At 63.6% G+C, this 21077-nt stretch carries 21 protein-coding genes; 7 read left to right on the top strand and 14 right to left on the bottom strand.

Annotated elements, in window-relative coordinates:
• Positions 1–106 precede the first annotated feature (106 nt).
• Entirely contained in the window at positions 107–1954 is a 1848-nt protein-coding gene (locus tag AC1DVS_RS08170) for a WG repeat-containing protein (RefSeq protein WP_478021920.1), read from the top strand.
• Positions 1955–2093: 139 nt separating this feature from the next.
• Here the strand turns inward: AC1DVS_RS08170 and AC1DVS_RS08175 are convergent, their stop codons facing one another.
• Entirely contained in the window at positions 2094–2426 is a 333-nt protein-coding gene (locus AC1DVS_RS08175) for a hypothetical protein (RefSeq protein WP_478021921.1), read from the bottom strand.
• Between the two features lie 111 nt (positions 2427–2537).
• Positions 2538–2750, bottom strand: a complete 213-nt coding sequence (locus tag AC1DVS_RS08180; RefSeq protein ID WP_478021923.1) for a hypothetical protein — start codon at positions 2748–2750, stop codon at positions 2538–2540.
• Positions 2751–3266: 516 nt separating this feature from the next.
• Here AC1DVS_RS08180 and AC1DVS_RS08185 point away from each other — a divergent pair.
• Entirely contained in the window at positions 3267–3929 is a 663-nt protein-coding gene (locus tag AC1DVS_RS08185; protein WP_478021924.1) for a sigma-70 family RNA polymerase sigma factor, read from the top strand.
• A 340-nt stretch (positions 3930–4269) separates the two neighbouring features.
• Here AC1DVS_RS08185 and AC1DVS_RS08190 read toward each other — a convergent pair whose 3' ends face one another.
• A complete protein-coding gene (locus AC1DVS_RS08190; protein WP_478021925.1) occupies positions 4270–5550 on the bottom strand; it encodes an HWE histidine kinase domain-containing protein in 1281 nt (426 codons plus the stop codon).
• A 741-nt stretch (positions 5551–6291) separates the two neighbouring features.
• Here AC1DVS_RS08190 and AC1DVS_RS08195 point away from each other — a divergent pair.
• Complete coding sequence (locus tag AC1DVS_RS08195; RefSeq protein ID WP_478021927.1) at positions 6292–6819, top strand: helix-turn-helix domain-containing protein; 528 nt, start codon at positions 6292–6294, stop codon at positions 6817–6819.
• Positions 6820–6854: 35 nt separating this feature from the next.
• Here AC1DVS_RS08195 and AC1DVS_RS08200 read toward each other — a convergent pair whose 3' ends face one another.
• The gene (locus AC1DVS_RS08200) at positions 6855–7265 is read right to left on the bottom strand and encodes a hypothetical protein (protein WP_478021928.1); all 411 of its coding nucleotides are present in this window, start codon (positions 7263–7265) and stop codon (positions 6855–6857) included.
• Positions 7266–7428: 163 nt separating this feature from the next.
• On the opposite strand from AC1DVS_RS08200, the gene AC1DVS_RS08205 reads away from it, so the two are divergent.
• Positions 7429–8298 (top strand): dienelactone hydrolase family protein, encoded by an 870-nt coding sequence (locus AC1DVS_RS08205; RefSeq protein WP_478021929.1) that lies wholly within the window; start codon positions 7429–7431, stop codon positions 8296–8298.
• A 337-nt stretch (positions 8299–8635) separates the two neighbouring features.
• Here AC1DVS_RS08205 and AC1DVS_RS08210 read toward each other — a convergent pair whose 3' ends face one another.
• Positions 8636–11644: a response regulator gene (locus AC1DVS_RS08210; protein WP_478021931.1), complete on the bottom strand. Its 3009-nt coding sequence runs from the start codon at positions 11642–11644 to the stop codon at positions 8636–8638.
• Positions 11645–11802: 158 nt separating this feature from the next.
• On the opposite strand from AC1DVS_RS08210, the gene AC1DVS_RS08215 reads away from it, so the two are divergent.
• Positions 11803–12324: a hypothetical protein gene (locus tag AC1DVS_RS08215; RefSeq protein ID WP_478021932.1), complete on the top strand. Its 522-nt coding sequence runs from the start codon at positions 11803–11805 to the stop codon at positions 12322–12324.
• Here the strand turns inward: AC1DVS_RS08215 and AC1DVS_RS08220 are convergent.
• The 6 genes from AC1DVS_RS08220 to AC1DVS_RS08245 form a co-directional block, all read right to left on the bottom strand.
• Positions 12321–12671, bottom strand: a complete 351-nt coding sequence (locus AC1DVS_RS08220) for a DUF2200 domain-containing protein (RefSeq protein ID WP_478021934.1) — start codon at positions 12669–12671, stop codon at positions 12321–12323. The genes AC1DVS_RS08215 and AC1DVS_RS08220 overlap by 4 nt on opposite strands.
• Before the next feature lie 22 nt (positions 12672–12693).
• Positions 12694–13335: a glutathione S-transferase family protein gene (locus AC1DVS_RS08225; protein WP_478021935.1), complete on the bottom strand. Its 642-nt coding sequence runs from the start codon at positions 13333–13335 to the stop codon at positions 12694–12696.
• Positions 13332–13772, bottom strand: coding sequence for an SRPBCC family protein (locus tag AC1DVS_RS08230; protein WP_478021937.1), 441 nt, complete (start codon positions 13770–13772; stop codon positions 13332–13334). The genes AC1DVS_RS08225 and AC1DVS_RS08230 overlap by 4 nt, the downstream gene beginning before the upstream one ends.
• Entirely contained in the window at positions 13769–14104 is a 336-nt protein-coding gene (locus tag AC1DVS_RS08235) for an ArsR/SmtB family transcription factor (protein ID WP_478021938.1), read from the bottom strand. Before AC1DVS_RS08235 ends, AC1DVS_RS08230 begins: the two co-directional genes overlap by 4 nt.
• Positions 14105–14171: 67 nt before the next feature.
• On the bottom strand, positions 14172–14579 hold the full coding sequence (locus AC1DVS_RS08240; protein WP_478021940.1) for an MAPEG family protein: 408 nt from the start codon (positions 14577–14579) through the stop codon (positions 14172–14174).
• 95 nt (positions 14580–14674) lie between these two features.
• Positions 14675–15391 (bottom strand): alpha/beta fold hydrolase, encoded by a 717-nt coding sequence (locus AC1DVS_RS08245; protein ID WP_478021941.1) that lies wholly within the window; start codon positions 15389–15391, stop codon positions 14675–14677.
• 136 nt (positions 15392–15527) lie between these two features.
• Here AC1DVS_RS08245 and AC1DVS_RS08250 point away from each other — a divergent pair, with 136 nt between their 5' ends.
• Positions 15528–16058 (top strand): hypothetical protein, encoded by a 531-nt coding sequence (locus AC1DVS_RS08250; RefSeq protein WP_478021942.1) that lies wholly within the window; start codon positions 15528–15530, stop codon positions 16056–16058.
• A 28-nt stretch (positions 16059–16086) separates the two neighbouring features.
• Here AC1DVS_RS08250 and AC1DVS_RS08255 read toward each other — a convergent pair whose 3' ends face one another.
• The 3 genes from AC1DVS_RS08255 to AC1DVS_RS08265 form a co-directional block, all read right to left on the bottom strand.
• A complete protein-coding gene (locus tag AC1DVS_RS08255; RefSeq protein ID WP_478021943.1) occupies positions 16087–17997 on the bottom strand; it encodes an NPCBM/NEW2 domain-containing protein in 1911 nt (636 codons plus the stop codon).
• Positions 17998–18094: 97 nt separating this feature from the next.
• Complete coding sequence (locus tag AC1DVS_RS08260) at positions 18095–18739, bottom strand: glutathione S-transferase family protein (protein ID WP_478021944.1); 645 nt, start codon at positions 18737–18739, stop codon at positions 18095–18097.
• Positions 18740–19089: 350 nt separating this feature from the next.
• Positions 19090–20079, bottom strand: coding sequence for an alpha/beta hydrolase (locus AC1DVS_RS08265; protein WP_478021945.1), 990 nt, complete (start codon positions 20077–20079; stop codon positions 19090–19092).
• Positions 20080–20181: 102 nt separating this feature from the next.
• On the opposite strand from AC1DVS_RS08265, the gene AC1DVS_RS08270 reads away from it, so the two are divergent.
• Positions 20182–21066, top strand: a complete 885-nt coding sequence (locus tag AC1DVS_RS08270) for a LysR family transcriptional regulator (protein ID WP_478021947.1) — start codon at positions 20182–20184, stop codon at positions 21064–21066.
• The last annotated feature ends 11 nt before the right edge of the window (positions 21067–21077 follow it).

A 21077-nucleotide genomic window follows, 5' to 3' on the forward strand; every position in this document is an offset into this window, starting at 1 on the left:
ATTGGTTTTTGCACGTGCCACCGTAACTTAGACGATCCGACATTGTCGGTTTCGACACCGGGGGCCATTACCCCCGTGTTGACGGTGCAACCTGCGAGGCAGACCTATGATGCGCTTCTGGCTGCTGATTTCCTTCCTGCTGGCGGCTTCCGCCGGCGCCTTGCACGCCGCCGACAAGGGCAAGGACCCCATCCCCCACTGCGGAGGCCCGTTTCAGCTTTGCGGCTATGTCGACGAGGACAGCCAGGCGGAGCGCATTCCCAGGACGTTCGAGATTGCGGGGCGGTTCAGCGAAGGGCTCGCGGCCGTCCGGATCAACGGGCTTTATGGCTATATCGATCCGACCGGAAAGACCGTCATCGCCTCCCGCTTCCAGGCCGCGGGCCCTTTTGCGGGCGGCTATGCGGAAGTCCGGCTTGAGAACGCCTCAGGCATCATCGATCGATCCGGGCGCCTGGTCGTCCCCATGCAGTTCGAGCGGATCATCCCCTTTGCCAATGAGACTTTTGTCGCTGAGCCATTGCGCCGGGGCGGACCGACGGCAGCCGTTTCGGAGGTTCGTCTTGAGCGACTTTCCAATGGTCTGTATTTTCTGAGCCCGAACGCCGCCGGCCTCTATCATCTTCGCAAGGGCTGGCTGACCGCTCAGGATCTCAAGTTCGACATCTTCGACACGCCCGAGCGCGGTCTGATCTGGGCTGGAAAGCGAAACGAACATGGCGACGATGAATGGGGCCTGCTCAGGTCCGACGGGACATGGCAGGTGTCGCCCCGCTACAATCATGTCCAGCGGTTGATGGAAACGCATGCGGTCGTTCACTCGATGCCGGATTATTCCCTGCCTCCACAGCAAGGCCGGGAGGCCGTTCGCTGGGGTGCTGTCGATCGCGACGGCAAGCTCGTGGTGCCGCTCAAATTCGCCTATCTGAGTTATTGGCGCGGAGGATATGGCTATGCCAGCGAAAGGGCGCCCTACAATTCCAGTGGCATCGCCGATGTGAGCAGGAAGGGATTTGTGCGCGCCGACGGCAGGCTTCTCGCCAACCGCTATTTCGACGCCATCGAGGCCGCAGAGGATGGCCACCTCCCACGCGGACGGCTCGGCAAAACCTGGTACAGCATAGAGGCGAATGGACGTCTAATGCCGGACCAGCTCGAGGGGGCGCCGCTGGCCGAATGCCCCGGTGGGCTGAGTATCCTCCGGCGCGGCGGCGGGATCGAATTCCGCAGGCCCAATGGAACGCCGGTCGGCCGGTTCGACGACGGGTTTTTCGATGGGCGCTACTGCCCAGGCCCATTCCCGGTCAAACGGGATGGGAAGTGGTTCTTCATTCTGCAGGACGGTTCTGTTCTTGGCGGGAAAAGTGGCTTTGAGGATATCTCGGCCTTTCGCGAAGGTCCGCTAGCCGTTCGGGTCGGCGGCATGTGGGGGATTATCGACCTCGCCGGCAAATTCACTGTCGAGCCGCATTTCGCCAGGCTCCGGGTCGATCTCAACGGCACGTTCGCAGTAGGCGAAGGCGAAGGCGCCTATTGGATCAATGCCGCCGGCGAGCGGGTTGGGAAGCCGGCCAGCGAGCGGGTCGACCCGAAGCGGGCCCTGACCTGTGACGGCGGATTGCGCTTCTTTCAGAGAGCGGACCTTTGGGGCCTTCAGAATGGCAAGGGAGAAACGGTGATCGAGCCGCGTTTCCGGGCCCTGTCCTGCTTCTCGCAGGGGGTTTCATGGGCGACAGCGCCTGGCGAGCATGGCTGGTGTCCGATCGGCCTGGACGGGCGGCGGAGCGAGGTGCTGGCGTGCCGCGCAATCTTCTATCTGATGGAGTGGACGGACAGCCGGCCAGAACACTTCAGTGACGACCCGTTTGAAAACAGTGTTCTCTGGAGCCGGGCGTGGCTGGATTATCAGGCGGGCAATCGCGAAGCGGAGCCAAAATGGATTTCGGGTCGATGACCTGGCCGGATGCGGTTCGGCTGCTGTCCCGATGACACGTGGAAAAACTCCTCAATTCAGATCGCCCTAGCCACCTCGACCCGGTCGCGTACCGCATCGGTCACTGGGCAATTAAGTGGAGTCTCCGTAACCCGGGAATCTAGAACTCCCGCGTTTCAAGCATGTACCGAAGCTCCAGAAGATGAATCCACTGGCGAATGCGCGAGATTGAAACGTGCTGGGCTTCTATCCAGTTGTCTAACTCGCAAAGAAAGGACTCTTCCTCAGAACTGCCTTTTGCAATGATCGTGTTTGGATCGCAGCCGTTTTGTATGTTTGAGCCGACGTGCAGGTGACGAAAGCGTCTCGCCTTTCCGCCCTCGGGAATGCGTGTAACCTTAAGCAAGATTGAGAGAAGCGAGCCATCGCTGCGCTCGAAGGTCGCAGAAAGCGATCCTCCGTCCCTGCAAACGTCTGCACCGATCAATTTCATCGCTGCACCCTAGGCTCTCTGAATCGCGACGCAAAGTCGGCCTTTTGAGCTGCAGCGAAAGGACGGCATCGGTGCCCGTTTCCCACCAGCTGCGGTCGTTGTCACTGCCAGCTATACCGAGCTCAGCAACTCATCAAAGGCACCAGCGGCACCCATCACCGCAAGGACCACGACGGTCCCGAGGCTGGCACTCACCCACGCCCAAATCCAGACATAGCGCCGCACGCTGCTGTCAACAGAGCGCTTCCAATAGGCGAACGCAAAGACCGGCGACCAAGCAATCAGCGCCGGTACGAAAATGAGTAGCAGAAGCAGAGGCAGCATCCCGCTATTCTCTCATGAGTTGGAGATGGCCGCAACTGGAGCGACGCTCTGATCGGGAACGCACGAAGATTCCCGCCGATTCCATTCTGGTAAAAACCTGATACGGCGCTTCATATAATAGCTCATGTCCATGGAAATACGGACGAGCCTGCCACTACGCGTATAGATGATCTGATCGCCGAACCGATCGTTTCCGGTATAACAGAGTTACGGTGACACGTGCAAAAACCCCTCAATTCGGGATATGATGCACGAGCGAAAAGGGGTTTTTGCACGTGTCACCGTAACCCCGTGTCACCGTAACCCCCACCACCGCCCGGAGAAAAGCGCGGTGGTGGCGCGATAAAAACAAGGGCGGGCTGCTCCGGCGAGCCCAATCAACACGGAACACATCTACGAGCCGCATCCAAATTTCGATTTGGCATTGATCGAGCAGCCACAACCGAATGCGGGGGGCTACGGAACTGTTACGCTAGCGTAAGAGTTAAGGGTTGAGTTCTTGCTGAGGAAATAAAAATGAACATTGAGCCACTGGCCGAACCGCAGCCTGAAACCACATCAGATACCGAATTCAAGGCCATGATGATGCGCGCGATACCGCAATTGCGGGCTTTTGCCCGCGGCTTGTCCGGCAGCGTCGATCTTGCCGACGATCTCGTGCAGGAAGCCATGCTCAAAGCGTGGGCGGCGCGGGCGGGTTTTCAAGCCGGGACAAATTTCAGAGGGTGGATCTTCACGATCCTGCGAAACAAATATTACTCGCAGATGCGGCGCCGGAAATTCGTCGGCGAGTGGGATGATGTAGTAGCCGACCGTGTTCTTGCGGCACCGGCAGGGCAGGAAAAGACGATTGAATTACGCGACATGCTACGCGCCCTGCAGCAGCTCCCGGTAGCCCAGCGCGAGGCGCTGATTCTCGTCGGTGCGGGCGGCATCTCCTATGAGGAAACGTCCGCCATATTAGGCGTTGCGATCGGTACGATAAAGAGCCGGGTCGCACGTGGACGCGAGGCGCTCGATGCCTTGATCTGCGGCGGCCAGCTGAAACAGACACGCAGGCAATATTCCGACGACGGTAATCCGGTCGTCAGCATTTTCACCTATCTGGAAAGCATCAAGCAACGCGAACGGCCGGCCTTGAAACACGATTCAGACCCGGTCCTGGCGATCGCGGCCTGAACGGCGCCAGCTGAATGCGAACGGCAGTCTAAGTCGGTTATTACGATGACGTCACCGTAACAGCCGATCTGGGGCTGGTCAGGCTCTCCATGTCATAAGCGAGCAGCCCAGCGCGACAGTCGCCAGCCCAGTCCCGATCAGCGCGATGATCTGGGCCAGGAAGATTGCGATAGGTACGATTGGCTAAAATGCTGAGCATGCACGGAGAGTAGCAGGAAGAGCGGGGCATGGAACAGGGAGGCGATGCCAATCTCGCAGCAGCCGAACTATGCCTGACCGCAACGGGTTGGGACTTCGACGTCTACTGACATTGGCCCCGGCAAATCACGGCCGTTCCAACCTATGCTTGGGCTTCGTGATTGTCCGCCTTTACGGTCACGGCATCGAGCGGCACCTCCATGCGATAAATAAATCCGCCGGGGTTATATTCGAGCTCGGCCGCGCCTTTCAGTTGCTGGCCCAGCGACGTTATCATGCGCGTCCCGAAGCTCCTGCGCGTCGGCTCAATCACGAGCGGGCCCCCCGTCTCGGCCCATTCGAAATGGAGCCGCTCTCCCGCAGCGCGCCAGGCGATGCGCACCTGGCCCTTTGGCACGGAGAGCGCTCCGAACTTGGTCGCGTTCGTGCAAAGCTCGTTCAGGGTCATGGCAAGCGCGATCACCGAGCTCGACGTGATCCGAATATCCTCCCCGGCGATCACGAAACGGCCGCCGCCCTGGTCAAAGGGGTCGATCGCGTCGCGGATCGTGCTCTCGATCGTCGCATTGTCCCAGCTCACCCGGGTCAGCAGATCATGGACTCGCCCAAGTGCTGCAAAACGGCCATCGATCGCCAGGCTCGCATGCTCCATGCTCGTCGCGGTGCGGAGACTCTGATGGGTAATCGCCCCCACGGTGGCCAGCATGTTCTTGATCCGGTGGTGCAGTTCCGCATGGATCAGGTGCTGCAGTCTGTCGGCAGCCTCGCGTTCCTCGGCGTCGATTCCGGATTGCACGAGCAGCGCTTTGGCGTCGATCCCGGCCTGCTCGAGCGCCAGTTTCAGGCTGTCATTCTCGGTGGTGAGCGCATCCTTGTACGGCTGATTCTCGTCGATGATCAGCTGCTGCTTCTCCGTATCGAGCACTGTCTTGAGAAGCAGGGCCTTGGCCTCGAGTCCGGCTTGCTGAAGTTGCAGCCGGAGCTCCTTGTTCTCGTTGGTCAGCGAATCGTCCGCGGCGATTACGGAGGGCATCACTTTCAGCACGCCCTTGCCGACCATTTTCTGGAGTTCGAGGACCATCTGCTGGATCTCGAACGGTTTCGGGAAAAACCGGCTATCGGCGGGTTTGTCGGCATCCGTCACCGCGACCTTGCCCGAGACCAGAATGATTTTGATGTGCGGCCAGCGCGCGTGCACCGCGTGCGCGAGTTTCAGCCCGTCCATGCTCCCCGGCATCTGAATATCGGTGAACAACAAGGCTATATCGTCACGCGATTCGAGGATCTGCATTGCCTCGTCGGCGCCAACGGCTTCGATCGACACGAACCCCGCATCTTCGACCACATCCACAGCGCGCATCCGCAGGACCAACTCGTCTTCGACAATCAAAACGACGGGTACGGAGCCGGAGCGTGTCATCATCGAATACCTTCTGGGTGCCTGATTGTTGGTGCGGGCAGGGGACCGAGAAGAGCGCGGGCTCGATACCTTCGTCGCGCACGCTAGCAGGCTCCGCGCGGAAATGCTGCATCCGTAACGAAGCGGACACATCGCGGTGAAAGTCAGTCAATCATCGCTTCCAACCTCATTCGCTTGCTTGAGAGGCTGGAGCAGCTGCGATCGCCGGCGTACGCCGAAAATACTGGACCACAACACAGCAAAGGCCATCATGGCGTGGTTCCACAGGAGAAGCCGGAGTCGGTGTTGATCTGGATTACGTGACCACGGGTGCCAAAACGCCTTGATGCAAAACGCCCCGATGATCGCGCGACAGTAGGGATCGCTTCGCATGTCAAAGTTGCAGCAAGCAACATTCTGATAATAAATACTTTATATTCAATATCTTAGTTGATACACTCCAGCGCTCCACGCCCTTGGAAAAAAGGTCAGCGTCCGTCTGACATTCCCAACAGCCACCCGCGATTCAAACCGCGCGCCACACTCCCTCTCCACCATCCCGTCCACCACTCCACCCCCGGGATAGGCATGACATAATTCACCCGCCTCAAGCGCCCATTTCCACCCATTTCCGCTCGTAAAACCCGACATCGCGCACCGCATCCGCCCCCGAATTATGTCACAACCAACCCACCACAGCTCCCCAAACCCGCGCGCGCCGGCACGTTGATTCAACCCCACCGCGACCCGGGCTACCCAGTCCTCATGACCGCAGGACGCCCCACCACCTATCGCCCCGAATATGCCGAGCAGGCGCGCAAGCTGTGCCGCAACGGTGCCACTGATCGCGAGATCGCCGATATCCTCGGCGTTTGCGTGCGCACCTTCTACAGATGGCGCGCCGAGTATGACGCATTCGCCGAGGCGCTCACCGCCGGCAAGGAATTCGCCGACGATCGCGTCGAGCGCGCGCTGTACGAGCGCGCCTGTGGTTATGAGTATTCCGATGTGAAGATCTTCCACCCCAGCGGCGCGAAGGAGCCGGTGATCGTGCCGATCACCGTCCATGTCCCCGCCGATGTCGGCGCCGCCAAGCAATGGCTCGCCACGCGCCGGCCGCCTGTGCCTCCCACGCCCCCGAAAGATCCGACCATCGTCGAGCAGTTCCGCAAAGCGGAGGAGCGCTACGCCAAGATCATGGCCGAAAAGGAAGCCGAAGAGGCGATCCGCTTCGCCGAGCGCGTCGAGACCCGGGTCTGCGAGGAACTCGCCCGATACGGGCTTCAGGCATGAAAGGGCTGATCAGCGCCAAGGGCAGGGGGCGACCTTCAGCCCTTGGCTGCCGCCCAGCGAGCATGTTCGATATCGCAGGCTTCCTCGGTAAAAGCCCAGATCTCGGCGACGAAGTGTCGCATCGAGGCGAGATCGGCGGCTTCAGCCGGCGAAGTGGGAACGAAGCGGTCTATGGCTTCAACCAATTTCTCGTGCCAATGCCGCAGCCGCTCACGCAGAGTGTCAGGCTCATCGACGCCGGTGAAATATCCGTCGTCGCGCGGGTACACATAAGCGCAACCGCCGGTTTCCACGATGCTGTAGAGCGGCCCCGCCAGAGCATCTATCGACGGTTCCAGATCTACCCAATCCCAACGCGCCCGCTCCGATTCCCACTGGTGCCTGAAGGAGGGGTAGAATGCCGCCTCGAACCGGCGTCTCAGGTCCGATTTGGCGTCGGTTGTCATCGCTGGAATCTAAGCGAAATATCGCGACAAGGCGAGGGTAAAGGCGGCGTGGCGATCCTGCCCGAGCGCGCGCGGCAATCTTGGCACACTTTGCCGCGCCTGTTACGTCTGCAACACGGCATGCCGGGGCGTCATGGCCGCCGGGCGAAGCAGGAGAGACGGTATGTGCGACAATGATATCCATCCCGGCCTGATCGAAGACTGGAACCTGTCGCGGCGGGCATTCGTGGTGACGGGTGTCGCGGCTGTCGGCATGGCCGGCATGGCGAACGCGGCGGAGAAAAGTGTCGTCGAGAAGGACGTAACGATCGCAACCGGAGACGGATCGGCGGACGCGGCCCTGTTCTACCCGGCGGGCAAGGGAAGCTGGCCGGCGGTGCTGATGTGGCCCGACATCATGGGGCTGCGTCCGGTGTTCCGCGAGATGGGCCGGCGCCTCGCCGCGCAGGGCTATGTCGTGCTGGTGCCCAACCCCTTTTACCGCAGCAAAAAGGCGCCGGTGGTCGACGGCCCGATCGACTTCAGCAACAAGGAGGCGACGCAGAAGCTGTTCGGCTACCGCGCCGCGATGACGGATGAAGGCGTCGACAAGGACGCGGTTGCCTATGTCGGCTTTCTCGATGCCCAGCCGCAGACCGCGAAGCGCAAGAAGGTGGGCGTGCAGGGCTATTGCATGGGCGGGCCCCTCTCGTTCCGCACCGCGGCGGCCGTGCCGGGCCGCATCGGCGCGGTCGGCAGCTTCCATGGCGGCGGGCTTGTCGCGGCCAACAATGCGCCCAACAGCCCGCATCTGCTGATCCCGAAGACAAAGGCGGCTTTCCTCGTCTGCATCGCGAAGAATGACGACGCGAAGGACCCTAGCGCGAAGGACGTGCTGAAGGCAGCCTTTGCCGCGGCTGGGCGGCCGGCGACGGTTGAGGTCTATCCCGGGGATCACGGTTGGTGCGTGCCCGGCAGCCAGGTCTATAATCAGGAGGCGGCTGAACGGGCCTGGAGCGAGTTGACCAAGCTCTACAAGGCGAACCTTGTTTAGGGGCGACACGCCCAAACGCGATGCTTGCCGTCACCCGTCCTTCGGCTCGGGCGACGTAAGGCCCCAGCCGTGAAATCCACGGATCATTTCCTTGCCGCAGCCTGTGCACACGCTTCGAAAATCAGATCCGTCATTCGTTACCTTGTGGCGATCACGCGCGTGCTTTCCGATCGCGCACGCGAACAACTGGAAAGGGTTCATGTGACAATGCTCCGATCGCGAGGGAGCTTTTCCGGGCATTTCCGGCGCGCCCTGACGTGCAGATGTGCCCGCGCCGGCGAAAAAGGAAGCGATGCCTCGGAACTGGCGGCAATTTGGCTTGTCCAGCCCGGTTGTTTCAATCGTGCACGCGCACGTCCCGTTCCGCTCCCGGGCTGCATTCGATGGCCAGCCGCTCCAGCGCTTGCTGAAGTTGGGCGCCGGCATAGGGGCGGGGGATGATGATGGTGCAGCGGTCGCTGGCGAAGCGTCGCTGCAGGGCTTCGGCCTGTTCGCGGGCGGTGATCACCACCGCGAGCTGGTCGTGCAGCGCCCTGAGTTCGCGGGCGAGCGCCTCGCCGGTGAAGTCCTGAAGCTGGTCGTCGAGGATCACCGCATCATATCCTCCCTGCGCCGCGCGGACCTTGCCAAGGGCTTCGGTGCCGGTGGCGGCTTCCTCGGCGCGCAGGCCGAGGCGCTGCAGCACCTCCGCCGCGAGCATCCGCACGGCGGGCTCCGCCTCGACGATCAGGACGCTGCGGGTCCGGCCTGAATCGAGCATGTCGCGGATCTTGCGGGCAAGCGCTTCGTAGGTGAAGGGCTTGACGATCACTTCGACACCGGGGTCGAGCCGGCCGCCATGCACGATGGCGTTGCGGGTGTAGCCGGAGGTGTAGAGCACGCGCAGATCGGGCTGAAGCATACGGGCTGTTTCGGCGAGTTCGCTCCCGGTCATGCCCGGCATCACCACATCGGTGAAGAGCAGGTCGATCGGCCCTTCCTGGCGCTCGAGCAGGCGGAGCGCCGAGGGGCCGTCATGCGCTTCGAGCACGCGGTAGCCGAGCTCGCGAAGGCATTCGACGCTATAGGTGCGGACATCGTCGTCATCCTCGACGACCAGGATGGTTTCGCGCCTGGCGCTCTTCTCGAAGCCGGGCGTCAGGGTCGCCGGTTCCTCGTCCTCGGTGGGCTCGCGCAGCAGGCGCGGCAGGTAGATCTTGATCGTCGTGCCGCGATCTTCCTCCGAATAGATCTTCACATGGCCGCCGGATTGCTTGACGAAACCATAGACCATCGAAAGCCCGAGCCCGCTGCCCTTGCCGACGTCCTTGGTGGTGTAGAAGGGCTCGAACGCCCGCTCGGTGACTGCCTTCGGCATGCCCGAACCCGTGTCCGTAACCGCGATCATCACATATTGCCCCGGCGGCACCTCGGCCTGGGTGGCGGCATAGCCCTCGTCGAGGCGCGAGTTCGCGGTTTCGATGGTGAGGTGGCCGCCGTCCGGCATTGCGTCGCGGGCGTTCACGGCGAGATTGAGGATCGCGCTTTCGAGCTGGTTCGGATCGGCTTCGACCCGCCACAGGCCGGGCGCAGTGACGATCTCGAGGCGCACCGTTTCGCCCAGCGCCCGCTGCAGCAGATCCGACATGCCCGCCGCGAGCTTGTCGACGTCGAGCGGCTTTGGCGCGAGGGGTTGGCGCCGCGAAAATGCGAGCAGGCGCTGGGTGAGGGACGCCGCGCGTTCGGCGCCCTTCATCGCATTGTCGAGCGAGCGGTTGGCGCGGCTGTCGTGGAGGTCGGCCGCCGCGAGCGAGCGCTGCGCCATGCCGATATTGCCGGTGACGACGGTCAGCAGATTGTTGAAATCATGCGCGATGCCGCCGGTGAGCTGGCCGACCGCCTCCATCTTCTGGGCCTGGCGCAGCGCTTCCTCGGCCGCGCTGCGACGCGCGACTTCAGCCTCCACGCGCTCTTCGAGCCCTTCGTTGAGCGCCCGCAAGGCGGCTTCCGCCTGCTTCCACGCGGTCAGATCAACGACGGTGCCGATGAACCGGACGGCCTTTCCCTCGCGGAACACAGTACGGCCCCTGGCGCCGATCCAGCGCTCCACGCCGTCTTCAATCCCGATCGTGCGGTACTGGACATTGTAGGTGCCACTGCCGCCGGGTTCGAGTGCTGCCTGGACCGCCGCGTGTATCCTGTCGCGGTCTTCCGGGTGCAGGCCGGCGAGGAAGGTGCCGTCATAACTTTCCTCGGCATCGGGCCCGAGGCCGAACAGCGCCTTGCTCCGCCTGTCCCAGTGCAGGCTGCCTGTTTCGGGTTCGAAATCCCAGGTGCCGATATCGGCGGCTTCGATGGCGAGGCGGAGCCGGTCCTCGCTCCCGGCCAGTTCCTCTTCGGCCTGGCGGCGCTGGGCGAGTTGCGACTCCAGCGCCTGGAACAGCCGCGCATTGTCGATGGCGACAGCCGCCTCGGCGGCAAGACCGGTAAGCCCTCGTTCTGATTGTTCGGTAAAGATACCCGGCTCGGCATGACCGAAGAACAGGCCGCCAAGGACCTGGTTGTCCCGGGACATGACCGGGATGGCGAGATAGCTGCGCACCGGCAAATGACCTTCGGGCATGCCGCTGTGCGGTGCGTTGTGGCCGTAGCGGGGGTCCTTTGTGATGTCGTCCGAGCGAACGATGCCCTCTCCGCTGAAGGTCGGCGCGAAGACCGCGGTGTTGCGCGGCATCGGGAATTTGGAAAAGGCTTCCGTGGGCGCGCCGGAGAGCGTGTAGAGCATATAGCTCTCGCCGCTGTCGTTCAGGACATTGTAGAAGAAGGCGCCGAATTCAGCGCCGGTGAGCTCGACGCCGGCGTCGGTCACGATCTGGACCAAAGCGTGCAGATCGGTTTCGGCGGCGAGGGCCGAGCCGGCGCGATTGAGGAGCTCCAGCGCTCTGCGTTCCTCGCGCGCGGCTTCCTCGGCGGCGCGCTGGCTCGATCGATCGCGCAGCACCTTGGTGAAGCCGGTCGCGCTCCCGTCCTGAGCGCGGATCGGCGTAAGCTCCCCGGTCGCCCAGAAGCGGGTGCCGTCCTTGCGCATCCGCCAGCCTTCATCGCCGCCGCCGCGCCCCGAGCTGAGCGCCTCCGCCTTTTCGGTTTCGATGGCGGCGGCGCCGGTCCCGTCCGGAAACAGCCGCTCGAGCGTCTGCCCCAACATCTCTTCGCTGCTCCAGCCGAGGATCCGCCGGGCGCCTTCGCTCCAGCTGGTGATCCTGCCCCGTATGTCGGTGGTGATGATGGCGGTGTCGATGGCGCTGTCGACGATCTGTCGCCATTCCGCGGCGCTGATATCGTGCGGCTCTACCTCGCTTTGCGCCATGCTTCCCCCCGATTTGCCTTGGGTTAGAACGTGATGTGCGGGTTTTGGTTGCGTGGGCGGTGCGTTCCAACCCTGGTGGCTGATGTAAAGACCGCAGCGCGGGCGCGGCTGGAATTGCGCCGGTTGCGGACACTCGCATCTTGATCCAAGAGTGCGGGATGAAAATAGCCACCCTGCCTGCCATGCTGCTTGCGCTTCTCGCCTGCGCAGCTCCAGCTTTCGCCCAAACGAAAGCGCAATCGTCGCCTGAAGATCGGCAGCGCTTCGTCTCCATCGTGCACAGCCTCGAACACGAACCGCTGAATGCAAGCCTGCAGGATGATCGGGCGTGGGCGCTTCAGTGGCTGATGGATGCGCCGGATGTATCGGTAAACGTCTGTCTGGACCCTCTCGGGAGCGTGTCCGAAAAGGACTATGCGCATACCCCTGAGATCGTCTTCCAATACACCGTCGCCATGGGCGCTTTCATCATCGAGAATCCGGCGAAGTCGGACGATCCGGACGCACAGCAGCTGGCTGGGGTCGAGAGCGCGCTGAATGCCTATCGGTCGATACGCACCGCCCAGCCCGATGACAAATCGCCAGCGCTCGAGAAACTGTTGGGACTGCAGAGTCGGGGTGAGCTGCCCGGCTTCGTGCACAAAGCATTTCTCAAATGCCTGGCAAAAGACGCCAGCTAAGCCCGCAATATCTTCGCCATCGGTCTACCCTTGGCGAGTTCGTCGACCAGTTTGTCGAGATATCGGATTTCGCGCATGGTCGCCTCCTCGACCTCTTCGACGCGGACGCCGCAGACTTTTCCGGTGATCAGCGATCGCGAGGGATTCATCTGCGGGGCGTTGTCGAAGAAATCCTCGAAGTTCGTGCCCTTCGCCAGCTGCTCTTCGAGCGTCTCCTGGCTGTGGCCGGTCAGCCAGCGGATGATCTCATCGACCTCGGCTTTGGTGCGACCCTTCCGCTCCGCCTTGGCGATGTAGAAGGGATATACGCTGGCGACGCTGGCCGAACAGATGCGGTGCTTGGTCATGCGCCCATCTTAAGGCGAGACGTCAGCCCGCCGCAACCGGGTCCGCCGCGGCGAAATGCGCCATCTGGTCAGCATGGGCTTTCACGAAGGCGGGGCGGCTGGTCAGGCGGGCGACATAGGCCTCAGTCGCGGGCCGGTCTCCGAAGGCGCGGATCTCCGGAACGCGCAGCACGTCCGCCATCAGCAGGTCAGCGATGGTGAAGCGCTCGCCGGCGAGCCATTCCTGCTCGCCCAGTACACGTTCCATATGGCCGAGACGCTGGCCCAGCCATCCGGTGAGCGCGCTGTTCTCCTCGGCGCCGCTGATCTTGAAGAACCACCATGGCACGGTGACCATCTCGATCGAGTTGAGCGCGGCAATCGTCCATTGCACCGTTTCCGCCTCTCCTGCCGTATCGCGCGGCATCAGCGCATCGCTTTTCCGGGCGAGGTAGAGCAGTCCGGCGCCGCTTTCGAAGATTTCGACGCCGCCCTCCTTCAGGAACGGGACCTGACCGAATGGCTGATCCGCCAGATGATTGGTCTCGCGGCCCTGGAAGGCGACGGTCCGCACCGCATAAGGGAGGCCGGCTTCCTCGCACGCCCATCTCAGCCTGAGATCGCGCACGAAACCGCGCGGGCCTTCAGGAACCCAGTCAAGCGTCCAGATGGTCAGTTCGCTCATATCGTCTCTCCAAGGAAAACCGGAAGCTTGTCGAGCAGGCCGTTCCAGCCCTGCTCGTGACTTTCGCGCGCCGCTTCGTCCGGCAAATGCTCATGGATCAGCGTCAGCTCGGTGCCGCCGTCGAACGGCTCGAGCAGGAAGGTCACCAGCGACTCCCGCTCCGGCATTTCGGGCCATTCCCAGGTGAAGACGAGCTTGCTGTCCGGGATCACCTCCCGGTAGACGCCGGTGGGATTATGTTCGTCGCCGTTCAGCAGCCGGAATTTGATGCTGAAGCGACCGCCCGGCCGCACATCGGCCTCGACGCTGAGCGTCGGCCCCGCGTCTGGACCCCACCAGCGCAGCATGAGATCGGGCTCGGTGATCGCCGCCCAGACCTTTGCGGGCGGCGCCTTGATTCTGCGGACGATGGTCACGCTCGGGAGGCTGCCGGTCATTCTTCGCCATCCTCGACCAGTGCAACGAGCCGATCGAGGCTTACCGTCCAGAAACGCTCATAGCGTTTGAGCCACGCCATTGCCTCCTGCATCGGGCCGGCCACCAGGCTGACCGATACCGTGCGGCCGGTCTTGCTGCGCGTGATCAGGCCCGCATCCGACAGAACGTCGAGATGCTTCATCATGCCGGGAAGCTTCAGCGAAAGGGGTCGGGCGAGTTCGCTGACTGACAGGCCGGGCTCCTGTTCCAGCCGCATCAACACACCTCGCCGGGTGGGATCGGCGAGCGCCGAGAAGGTGCGGTCGATCGCTGAGGCTTGATACTTCACCATGTAGTGAAGTATTTCTCATGGCGGCTCGGAAGTCAAGTATCAGCGTGCCGCGATGTGGCAGCGTGGGTCAGGCGCCGCTGATCGCGAGGCTGTAGATGATCCGGCCGAGCGCGCCGAGCAGCAGGACAGCTGTGGCCAGGAACTGGATCAGGAAGCCGGCGCTGCGTTTGCCGGGATCGGCGCGGTAGCCGGCCGAATAGACCAGACGGCCGATGATCCAGACCATGCCGAGGCAGGCGGCGACAAGCTCGTTCCAGTAGATCGCGAACAGCCATAGCGCGGCGAGGAACAGCGGGAGCCATTCGAGGGTGTTGATGTGGACGCGGATGGTGCGCTCGAGCAGCGGGTCGCCGGTCATTGCGGGGGCGTCGATGCCGGACTTGCCGCGCGCCTTGCCGACCTGAAGGCCCATCGTGAAATAGACCAGCAGCGCAAGGATCGTGACCAGAGCGGTCAGGCGATGTTCCATCATCATGTTCATTCTCCCCCGAAGCCGACGATCGAGTCGTCGCCGAGCGCGTGACATGGCATGTTTCCCGGGCCCACGGGAACCGCTTGTGCGCTGGCAGCTCAGGCGAGCTGAAGCAGAGCCTCAGCCAGTGCCGGCACCGCTGAATAGAAAGGCGAGTGGTCTGTCTCCAGGGTGATAACGGGCGAGCAGGGCAGGGCGGCCTGCATCTCGCGCTGCATCTCGAGGCTGATCGCGCGATCATGGACTGCCTCAATATACGCGCGGGGAACGCGCCCGAAGCGTTCCGCGGTGATCCTGAGAGGCATGGTGAGCGCAGCAAGAGGCTCCGGGGTGAGCCGGTCGGCAGCCGCTCGCGCGTCGCTCTCGGTGGTCAGGTTGTAAAAGATCGGCGATGCCTGTTCGAGATCGAGGATCAGGCGGAGGGGATCGTCGCTTGGCCGGATCGCCGCGCCCGGTCCGGCCTCGGGATGGCGTTCGGCGACCGCCGCAAGCGATTCGCCCGGTTGCAGGAGGAAGGCCGTGAGATAGACGAGCCTGGCGATACGATCCGGCACGCGCTCGGCCGCTTCGCTGATCACGATGCCGCCGCGGCTATGGCCGACAAGGATGACCGGAGCCTCGGCCGCGGATGCGAGGTCCGCGATGAAATCGGCCCATTCGCCGAGCGGATCTTCGCACGGAGTCCGTTGGTCCGCGCCCATGCCCGGGAGATCTGGCGCGAGTACCGTGTGACCTGCCGCGGTGAGCAGGGGCGTGAGCCGCTCCCAGCACCAGCCGCCGTGCCATGCACCGTGGACGAGAATAAACGTCGCCATCCTGGAAACTCCCCCCGAAGTGCAGAGTGCCGACCGTAACAGAGATTGGTGGTGGGTAAATGTCTCTGCGCTGGTGGACGCCGAAGATGCTATGCCGGCCATTTGAAGCATGCTGGGAAGCCGCTATAGATTGGCCGTGACGAACTATCGGTTCTTTCTTTCCGTTTCGCTTCCGCTGATGCTCATCGGCTGTTCCGCCGCGACGCCCGACAACCAATCAGAGGCCGCGCCGAAAGCTGTCGCTGTTCCGGTTGCGGCTGCGACGAGCGCGATGGCCGCGACGGTGAGGGGATGTTCAGACCGGATCGCGATCGAGCTGGATCGGCCGTTGATGGTCCACGAGGACCGGACGAGTTTTCCGGCGGCACGACTGGACGATCTCGAGCACCGGCTAGGCACTGCGTTCCACGCCGCGGCGGACGGGCTGTGCGGTGATGACCCGAAACTGGCCCGGGCTTTGAAGCCGGTATCGTCAGTCTTGGTGCGGTCTGCGGCCGGCGCCGCCGAGCCGACATTCTATCTCGAGCCGGACCAGCCGGGCGCGTTGGTCTTCGAGTGGTATTTTGCCGATGCGAATCTGGCCGTTCCCGAGCGCCCGGCGATCGAACAGGGCTTGCGCTGCTGGGCCGAGCCCGAGCGGAAGGATTGCGCCGACCAGGGCGACTGAGCGGGGCGCTCAGCTGCCTCTGGCCGCATCAACGCTCCATCAGCGCCGCCTCGCCCCAGGTAACAGTCAGCCGTTCATTGTCGGCGCCAGTGCTGCGGGCGACCAGTTCGATCAGCTTTACGCCCGCGACGGGAGCCGAGAGCGGCCGGGCAGGCATGCCCCATTTGAGCGGTGCGCTGGTCGCGAGCAGCTTGCCGTCTCCGTAAACGGCGAAGGTCACGGCGTGCGTCTTGTCAGTCGCGGTGTCGTCGACGCCGACCATGGTGATGAAGCGCGCCGCCTGAGTGTTGCGGACCTCGAGCCGGGAGTTGGCGAGCACACCGATACCTGCCGCGAAGGGCTTGCCGGCGATGTGGAGGGTCTGGCCATAAGGTGCGCTGTCGGCGCGGGCGCCGCCCCAGCCGGCATAGGTCGGCCGATCGCCGGCGCCGCCGGTTCCGGCCCAACCGGACGCCGTGCGGAAGATGGTGGGATCGACCGCCGGGCGAACCGTGCCGTCAACGGCCGGGTTTACGCTGCCGGGCTGTTCCGACAGATAATAGCCGCCTTGCAGTAAGCGGGTTCCGTGGGCGCGGAAGATCAGCGTCTCGCGCGGGGCCACGTGCAGCCGCGTGCGCCTGGTGAAGCTGGTGCGCTGCTTGGTCCAGAGATCGGTCAGCTCGATCGGCGCCGTGTCGGTGAATTTGAGGTGGCTTGCGCTCAGATCGACATCATAGGCGCCCGAGCTCCGGTTGAAGATCGCCACCGCCTTGTCGCCCGAGGCAAGGATCTTCACCAGGATCTGCAGGTCGCTTGAATCATGGGCGAGCACTGCCTGATTGCCGGCGGGGTCCTGGTCGAGCGCGATGATGTCGGCATTGCCGAAAATGTCGAGCAGGGCCTTGGGGGCTTTGCGCAGATCAGTGCCGATCATCAGCGGCGAATTGAGCATCGCCCAGAGCGCGAAATGCGAGCGCGCCTCGGTCAGATGGTTCGCGTCGAAATCGCCCGCGCCGATGTGCAGCATGTCGGCATCGTTCCAGGAGCCGGGATGCGCGTAGAGCGAGCGCGTGACGCTGCTGTCGTAATTGACCAGCAGCCGGCCCCAGGCGGGCGAGATGTCGTCGCTGGTGCGCGAAACGGCGCCATAGTCCTTGCCCCAGGTGCGGACGTTCGCAGCACCCCAGATGCAGAGGGAGAGGATATAGTCGCCGTCCGGATTGTTGCGCACCAGCGCGAGGTTGATGTGCCGGAACATCTCCTGGATCGCTGGAATGTCCGTGCGCGTGACGGCCCCGGAATCGAGGTATGGCCCAAGCCCACGGAACTTGCCCGAGAGGACGCGGGGATTCTGAGGCCCATAATCGCGCAGGCCGCAGCCATCGACCTTGATATAGTCGAAGCCCCATTTGGCGAAATAGAGGCCGATGTCCTGATCGATGCGGCCGTAAAGGCCCACTTCGCGCTCCAGGACATTGCCCTTGGGCAGATCCGTGTCCGTCTCCGACCAGGCTTCCGAGCAGGTGTTGCGACCGAGATCCGAATAGATGCCGGCCTTCAGCCCCATTGCGTGCAGCCGATCCGTGAAGGGCTTGAAGGTCGGCGTATCGCCGCCGATGCGCGCGGATGGGAATTTGTCGGTACGCAGGATCATCTGGCCGTCGGGCATGCGGCGCTTCAGCGCCCAGCCATCGTCGAGGTTGATGTAGCGATACCCCTTGGCCGCGAGCCCGAGCTCGACGATCTGCTGCGCCGACCCGATGACCTTGTCCTCATCGATGTCAGTGGCGAAGGCGTTCCAGGTGTTCCAGCCCATTGGCGGGGTGGCGCCGCGCCCGGCGGTATAGGCCGACCAGCGGCCGGTCGGCGCCAGCGGATCGGCTGGCGCTGCGGCGGCGGAGGATATGGGGGCGGACAAGGGCAAGGCGGCAATCAGGCACGCGGTCAGCAGCTTCTTCATCGCTCTCCCTTTGTCCGCCGGGCCTTGATGAATCGGCCCGTACGGTGCTGGTAGCGCTACCAAATTAGGATAGCGGTATCAATGGAGCCAGCGTCGATCAGCCGGCTGGAGCGTTGATCGCCAATTGCGCCTCGAACGCGCGTTTGTAGGCGGGCCGTGCTTCGCCGCGGGCGACATAGGCGGCGAGATTGGGGAATTCGTCGAGGATGCCCGACATTCTCAGCCTGAGCAGGACAGAGGCCATCATCAGGTCGCCGGCGCTGAAGGGGCCATCGAGCCACTCGGCATCGCCCAGATAGGCGGAAAGCTGTTCGAGGCGCGCGCGGACACGATCAGCGACCAGCGGCAGCCGGTCCTGGGCCCAAGGCTTGTCGGCCTCGAAGATCCTTGCGGTCACGAACTCGAGGATCGGCGGCTCGACTGTGTTGAGCGCGGCGAAGATCCAGGTGATCGCCCGGGCGCGGGCATTGGCCTCCTCGGGCAGCAAGCCCGGATTGTGCGTGGCGATATGAAAGACGATCGCGCCGGTTTCGAACAGCGCGAGATCGCCTTCCTCGTAAGTGGGGATCTGGCCGAACGGGTGGATCGCGAGATGCGCGGGCTCTTTCATTGCGCCGAACGACACCAGGCGGACCTCATAGGGCAGGTTCGCTTCCTCGAGCGCCCAGCGCACCCGCGTATCCCGCGCCAGTCCCTTGCCGCCATCGGGCGAGCGCTCGAAAGCGGTGATGGTGATGGTCATGCCTGCCTCCTTGGGAATGAACGACGCCCGGCAAGGCGGGCGTTTGAGGAGGCAAGTCTATAATGATTGCAGCTGTTTGCACCAGAGTTCTGGCGACCACAGTCAACGGCTGATCTTCTCCCTCTCCCATCGGGAGAGGAGCGTTGGGTGAACAGCGCCCCGCGCTGTTCAGGTCATGCCGGGGGCATGACCGACCCAACGCTGGGCCCATTGCGCAGCAATGGGAAGGGTGAGGGTGACGGACATGAGTGTCTCGCCCTCAACCTCACCCCGCGCTGCTGCGCAGCTTGCCCCTCTCCTGAAAGGAGCGGGGAAGAAAGGCGCCTGCCTGAAGCGGTATCAAGCGCACATCAAAGGACGTGTATCGTGCGAAGCCAGGTCTCGGCCAGCGCGGGCCAGTGGGTGATTGGCTCGGCGGTCGGGCGGGCGCCGAAGGCGTGGCCGCCATGGGCGTAGATGTGCATCTCGACCGGCACCTTGCTCTCCCTGAGCGCGAGGAAATAGGCGATGGAATTGCGGACATCGTCGACTGGATCATCCTCGGCCTGGACCATGAAGGTCGGCGGGCAATCGGCTCTGATCGGATCGAACGGATAGAGCTCGGTTCCCTCTTCGGCCCAGAGATGGCCGGGGTAGAGCGGCATCGCGAAATCGGGGCGGGCGCTGAGCGTGTCAGCGGCGTCCACCGGCGTGTAGCTGCGCCCCGTCGCGTTGCTGATCGCCGTCACCAGATGCCCGCCGGCCGAGAATCCGATGACGCCGATCTTGTGCGGATCAACGCCAAGGCCCGCCGCGCGCTGGCGTAACAGACCCATCGCGCGCTGGGCGTCCTGCAGCGGCAGGAACGGGTTGGGCTGGCGCTGACATTTGTGGCCATCGCCGCAATCCTTGTGCCACCAGGTCTGCGGGACGCGGTATTTGAGGACCACGCAGGTGATGCCGCGCGAAGTCGCCCAGTCGCAGATCTCGGTGCCTTCAAGGTCGATCGCCAGGACCTGATAACCGCCGCCGGGATATACCATGAGCGCGGCGTGGGTGTTCTCGCCCTTTGGCGGATAGATGGTCATGGTCGGCCGCCAGGCGTTGCCGACATAGGTCCATGGCCGTCCCGCAACCGGTTTGGTGCCTGCGGCCCTCGTCTCGTGGCTGCCCGTCGCGGGCGTTTCGAGCTCAGGCTTCGTAATTGCCAGCCCTTGCGGCCACAGCGCGATCTCGACGGGCTGCCCCTGCTTTTGTTGAGGGCTCGGTGCTGTCGCTGCGGTCTGGCTCCGGGTCGGCCCGCAGTCCATCACCGTGATCGCCAGCAGTGTCGCGCAGGTCTTGAATATGCGCCGGTGCATCATGAGGCTCCCCTTGCTTGAGATGCTATCTGGCCCCCGATCGGGCGCGACGGCAAAGCATCAATTCTCGACAGAGCCATCAATCCAGTTCATGCCTCACGCGTGGACCGCGCTCATCTTCCGCTGAATGCCTTGCGCGCTTTCGAAGCCGCCGCGCGTCACCTCAACTTCACCCGCGCAGGCCTTGAACTCTGCGTCAGCCAGGGCGCGGTGAGCCATCAGGTTGCGCTGCTCGAACAGCGGCTGGGCGTGCCGCTGTTCCGCCGCCTGCCGCGCGGCCTCGCGCTCACCGACGAGGGGCACGCGCTGGTGCCGGTGGTCGCCGACGCGTTCGACCGGATCGGCGTGACCCTCGAGCGCTATGCCGATGGCCGGCTGCGCGAAGTGCTGACGCTGGGTGTGGTCGGGACCTTCGCGGCTGGCTGGCTGATGCGGCGGCTCGATCGCTTCGCGACGGCGTGCCCGCACATCGATCTGCGGGTGATGACCAACAACAACCGCGTCGATCTTGCCGGCGAGGGCCTCGATCTCGCGATCCGGTTCGGCGATGGTGCCTGGCACGGCACCCATGCCGAGCCGATCATGCCGGCGCCGCTCAGCCCGTTATGCGTGCCCGCCGTCGCGAAGCGCTTGCACAGCCCGGAAGCGCTGACCGGCGAGACGCTGCTGCGCTCCTACCGCGCCGATGAATGGCCACGCTGGTTCGAGGCTGCGGGCGCTACGCCGCCGTCGCTCCGCGGGCCGGTGTTCGACAGCTCGACCCTAATGGTGGCGATGGCCGAGAACGGGCTTGGCGTGGCGCTCGCCCCGCCGGCGATGTTCCTCGATCAGCTTGTGACCGAGCGGCTGTTCCAGCCCTTCGCGATCGAGATCGATACCGGCAGCTATTGGCTGACGCGGCTGAAGTCGCGCCAACAGACCGCTGCGATGCGGGCCTTCACTGACTGGATTGGCGATGAGATCAGGCGAGGGGGAGACCAGGCGTGAGGCCGAGCCGA

Source organism: Sphingomonas sp. P3_C5 (genome assembly GCF_056402635.1).

Excerpts from the sequence above, each read along its gene's own strand:
- AC1DVS_RS08170 (WP_478021920.1), top strand. The coding sequence starts at position 107 with ATGATGCGCTTCTGGCTGCTGATTTCCTTCCTGCTGGCGGCTTCCGCC.
- AC1DVS_RS08175 (WP_478021921.1), bottom strand. The coding sequence starts at position 2,426 with ATGAAATTGATCGGTGCAGACGTTTGCAGGGACGGAGGATCGCTTTCT.
- AC1DVS_RS08180 (WP_478021923.1), bottom strand. The coding sequence starts at position 2,750 with ATGCTGCCTCTGCTTCTGCTACTCATTTTCGTACCGGCGCTGATTGCT.
- AC1DVS_RS08185 (WP_478021924.1), top strand. The coding sequence starts at position 3,267 with ATGAACATTGAGCCACTGGCCGAACCGCAGCCTGAAACCACATCAGAT.
- AC1DVS_RS08190 (WP_478021925.1), bottom strand. The coding sequence starts at position 5,550 with ATGATGACACGCTCCGGCTCCGTACCCGTCGTTTTGATTGTCGAAGAC.
- AC1DVS_RS08195 (WP_478021927.1), top strand. The coding sequence starts at position 6,292 with ATGACCGCAGGACGCCCCACCACCTATCGCCCCGAATATGCCGAGCAG.
- AC1DVS_RS08200 (WP_478021928.1), bottom strand. The coding sequence starts at position 7,265 with ATGACAACCGACGCCAAATCGGACCTGAGACGCCGGTTCGAGGCGGCA.
- AC1DVS_RS08205 (WP_478021929.1), top strand. The coding sequence starts at position 7,429 with ATGTGCGACAATGATATCCATCCCGGCCTGATCGAAGACTGGAACCTG.
- AC1DVS_RS08210 (WP_478021931.1), bottom strand. The coding sequence starts at position 11,644 with ATGGCGCAAAGCGAGGTAGAGCCGCACGATATCAGCGCCGCGGAATGG.
- AC1DVS_RS08215 (WP_478021932.1), top strand. The coding sequence starts at position 11,803 with ATGAAAATAGCCACCCTGCCTGCCATGCTGCTTGCGCTTCTCGCCTGC.
- AC1DVS_RS08220 (WP_478021934.1), bottom strand. The coding sequence starts at position 12,671 with ATGACCAAGCACCGCATCTGTTCGGCCAGCGTCGCCAGCGTATATCCC.
- AC1DVS_RS08225 (WP_478021935.1), bottom strand. The coding sequence starts at position 13,335 with ATGAGCGAACTGACCATCTGGACGCTTGACTGGGTTCCTGAAGGCCCG.
- AC1DVS_RS08230 (WP_478021937.1), bottom strand. The coding sequence starts at position 13,772 with ATGACCGGCAGCCTCCCGAGCGTGACCATCGTCCGCAGAATCAAGGCG.
- AC1DVS_RS08235 (WP_478021938.1), bottom strand. The coding sequence starts at position 14,104 with ATGGTGAAGTATCAAGCCTCAGCGATCGACCGCACCTTCTCGGCGCTC.
- AC1DVS_RS08240 (WP_478021940.1), bottom strand. The coding sequence starts at position 14,579 with ATGATGATGGAACATCGCCTGACCGCTCTGGTCACGATCCTTGCGCTG.
- AC1DVS_RS08245 (WP_478021941.1), bottom strand. The coding sequence starts at position 15,391 with ATGGCGACGTTTATTCTCGTCCACGGTGCATGGCACGGCGGCTGGTGC.
- AC1DVS_RS08255 (WP_478021943.1), bottom strand. The coding sequence starts at position 17,997 with ATGAAGAAGCTGCTGACCGCGTGCCTGATTGCCGCCTTGCCCTTGTCC.
- AC1DVS_RS08260 (WP_478021944.1), bottom strand. The coding sequence starts at position 18,739 with ATGACCATCACCATCACCGCTTTCGAGCGCTCGCCCGATGGCGGCAAG.
- AC1DVS_RS08265 (WP_478021945.1), bottom strand. The coding sequence starts at position 20,079 with ATGCACCGGCGCATATTCAAGACCTGCGCGACACTGCTGGCGATCACG.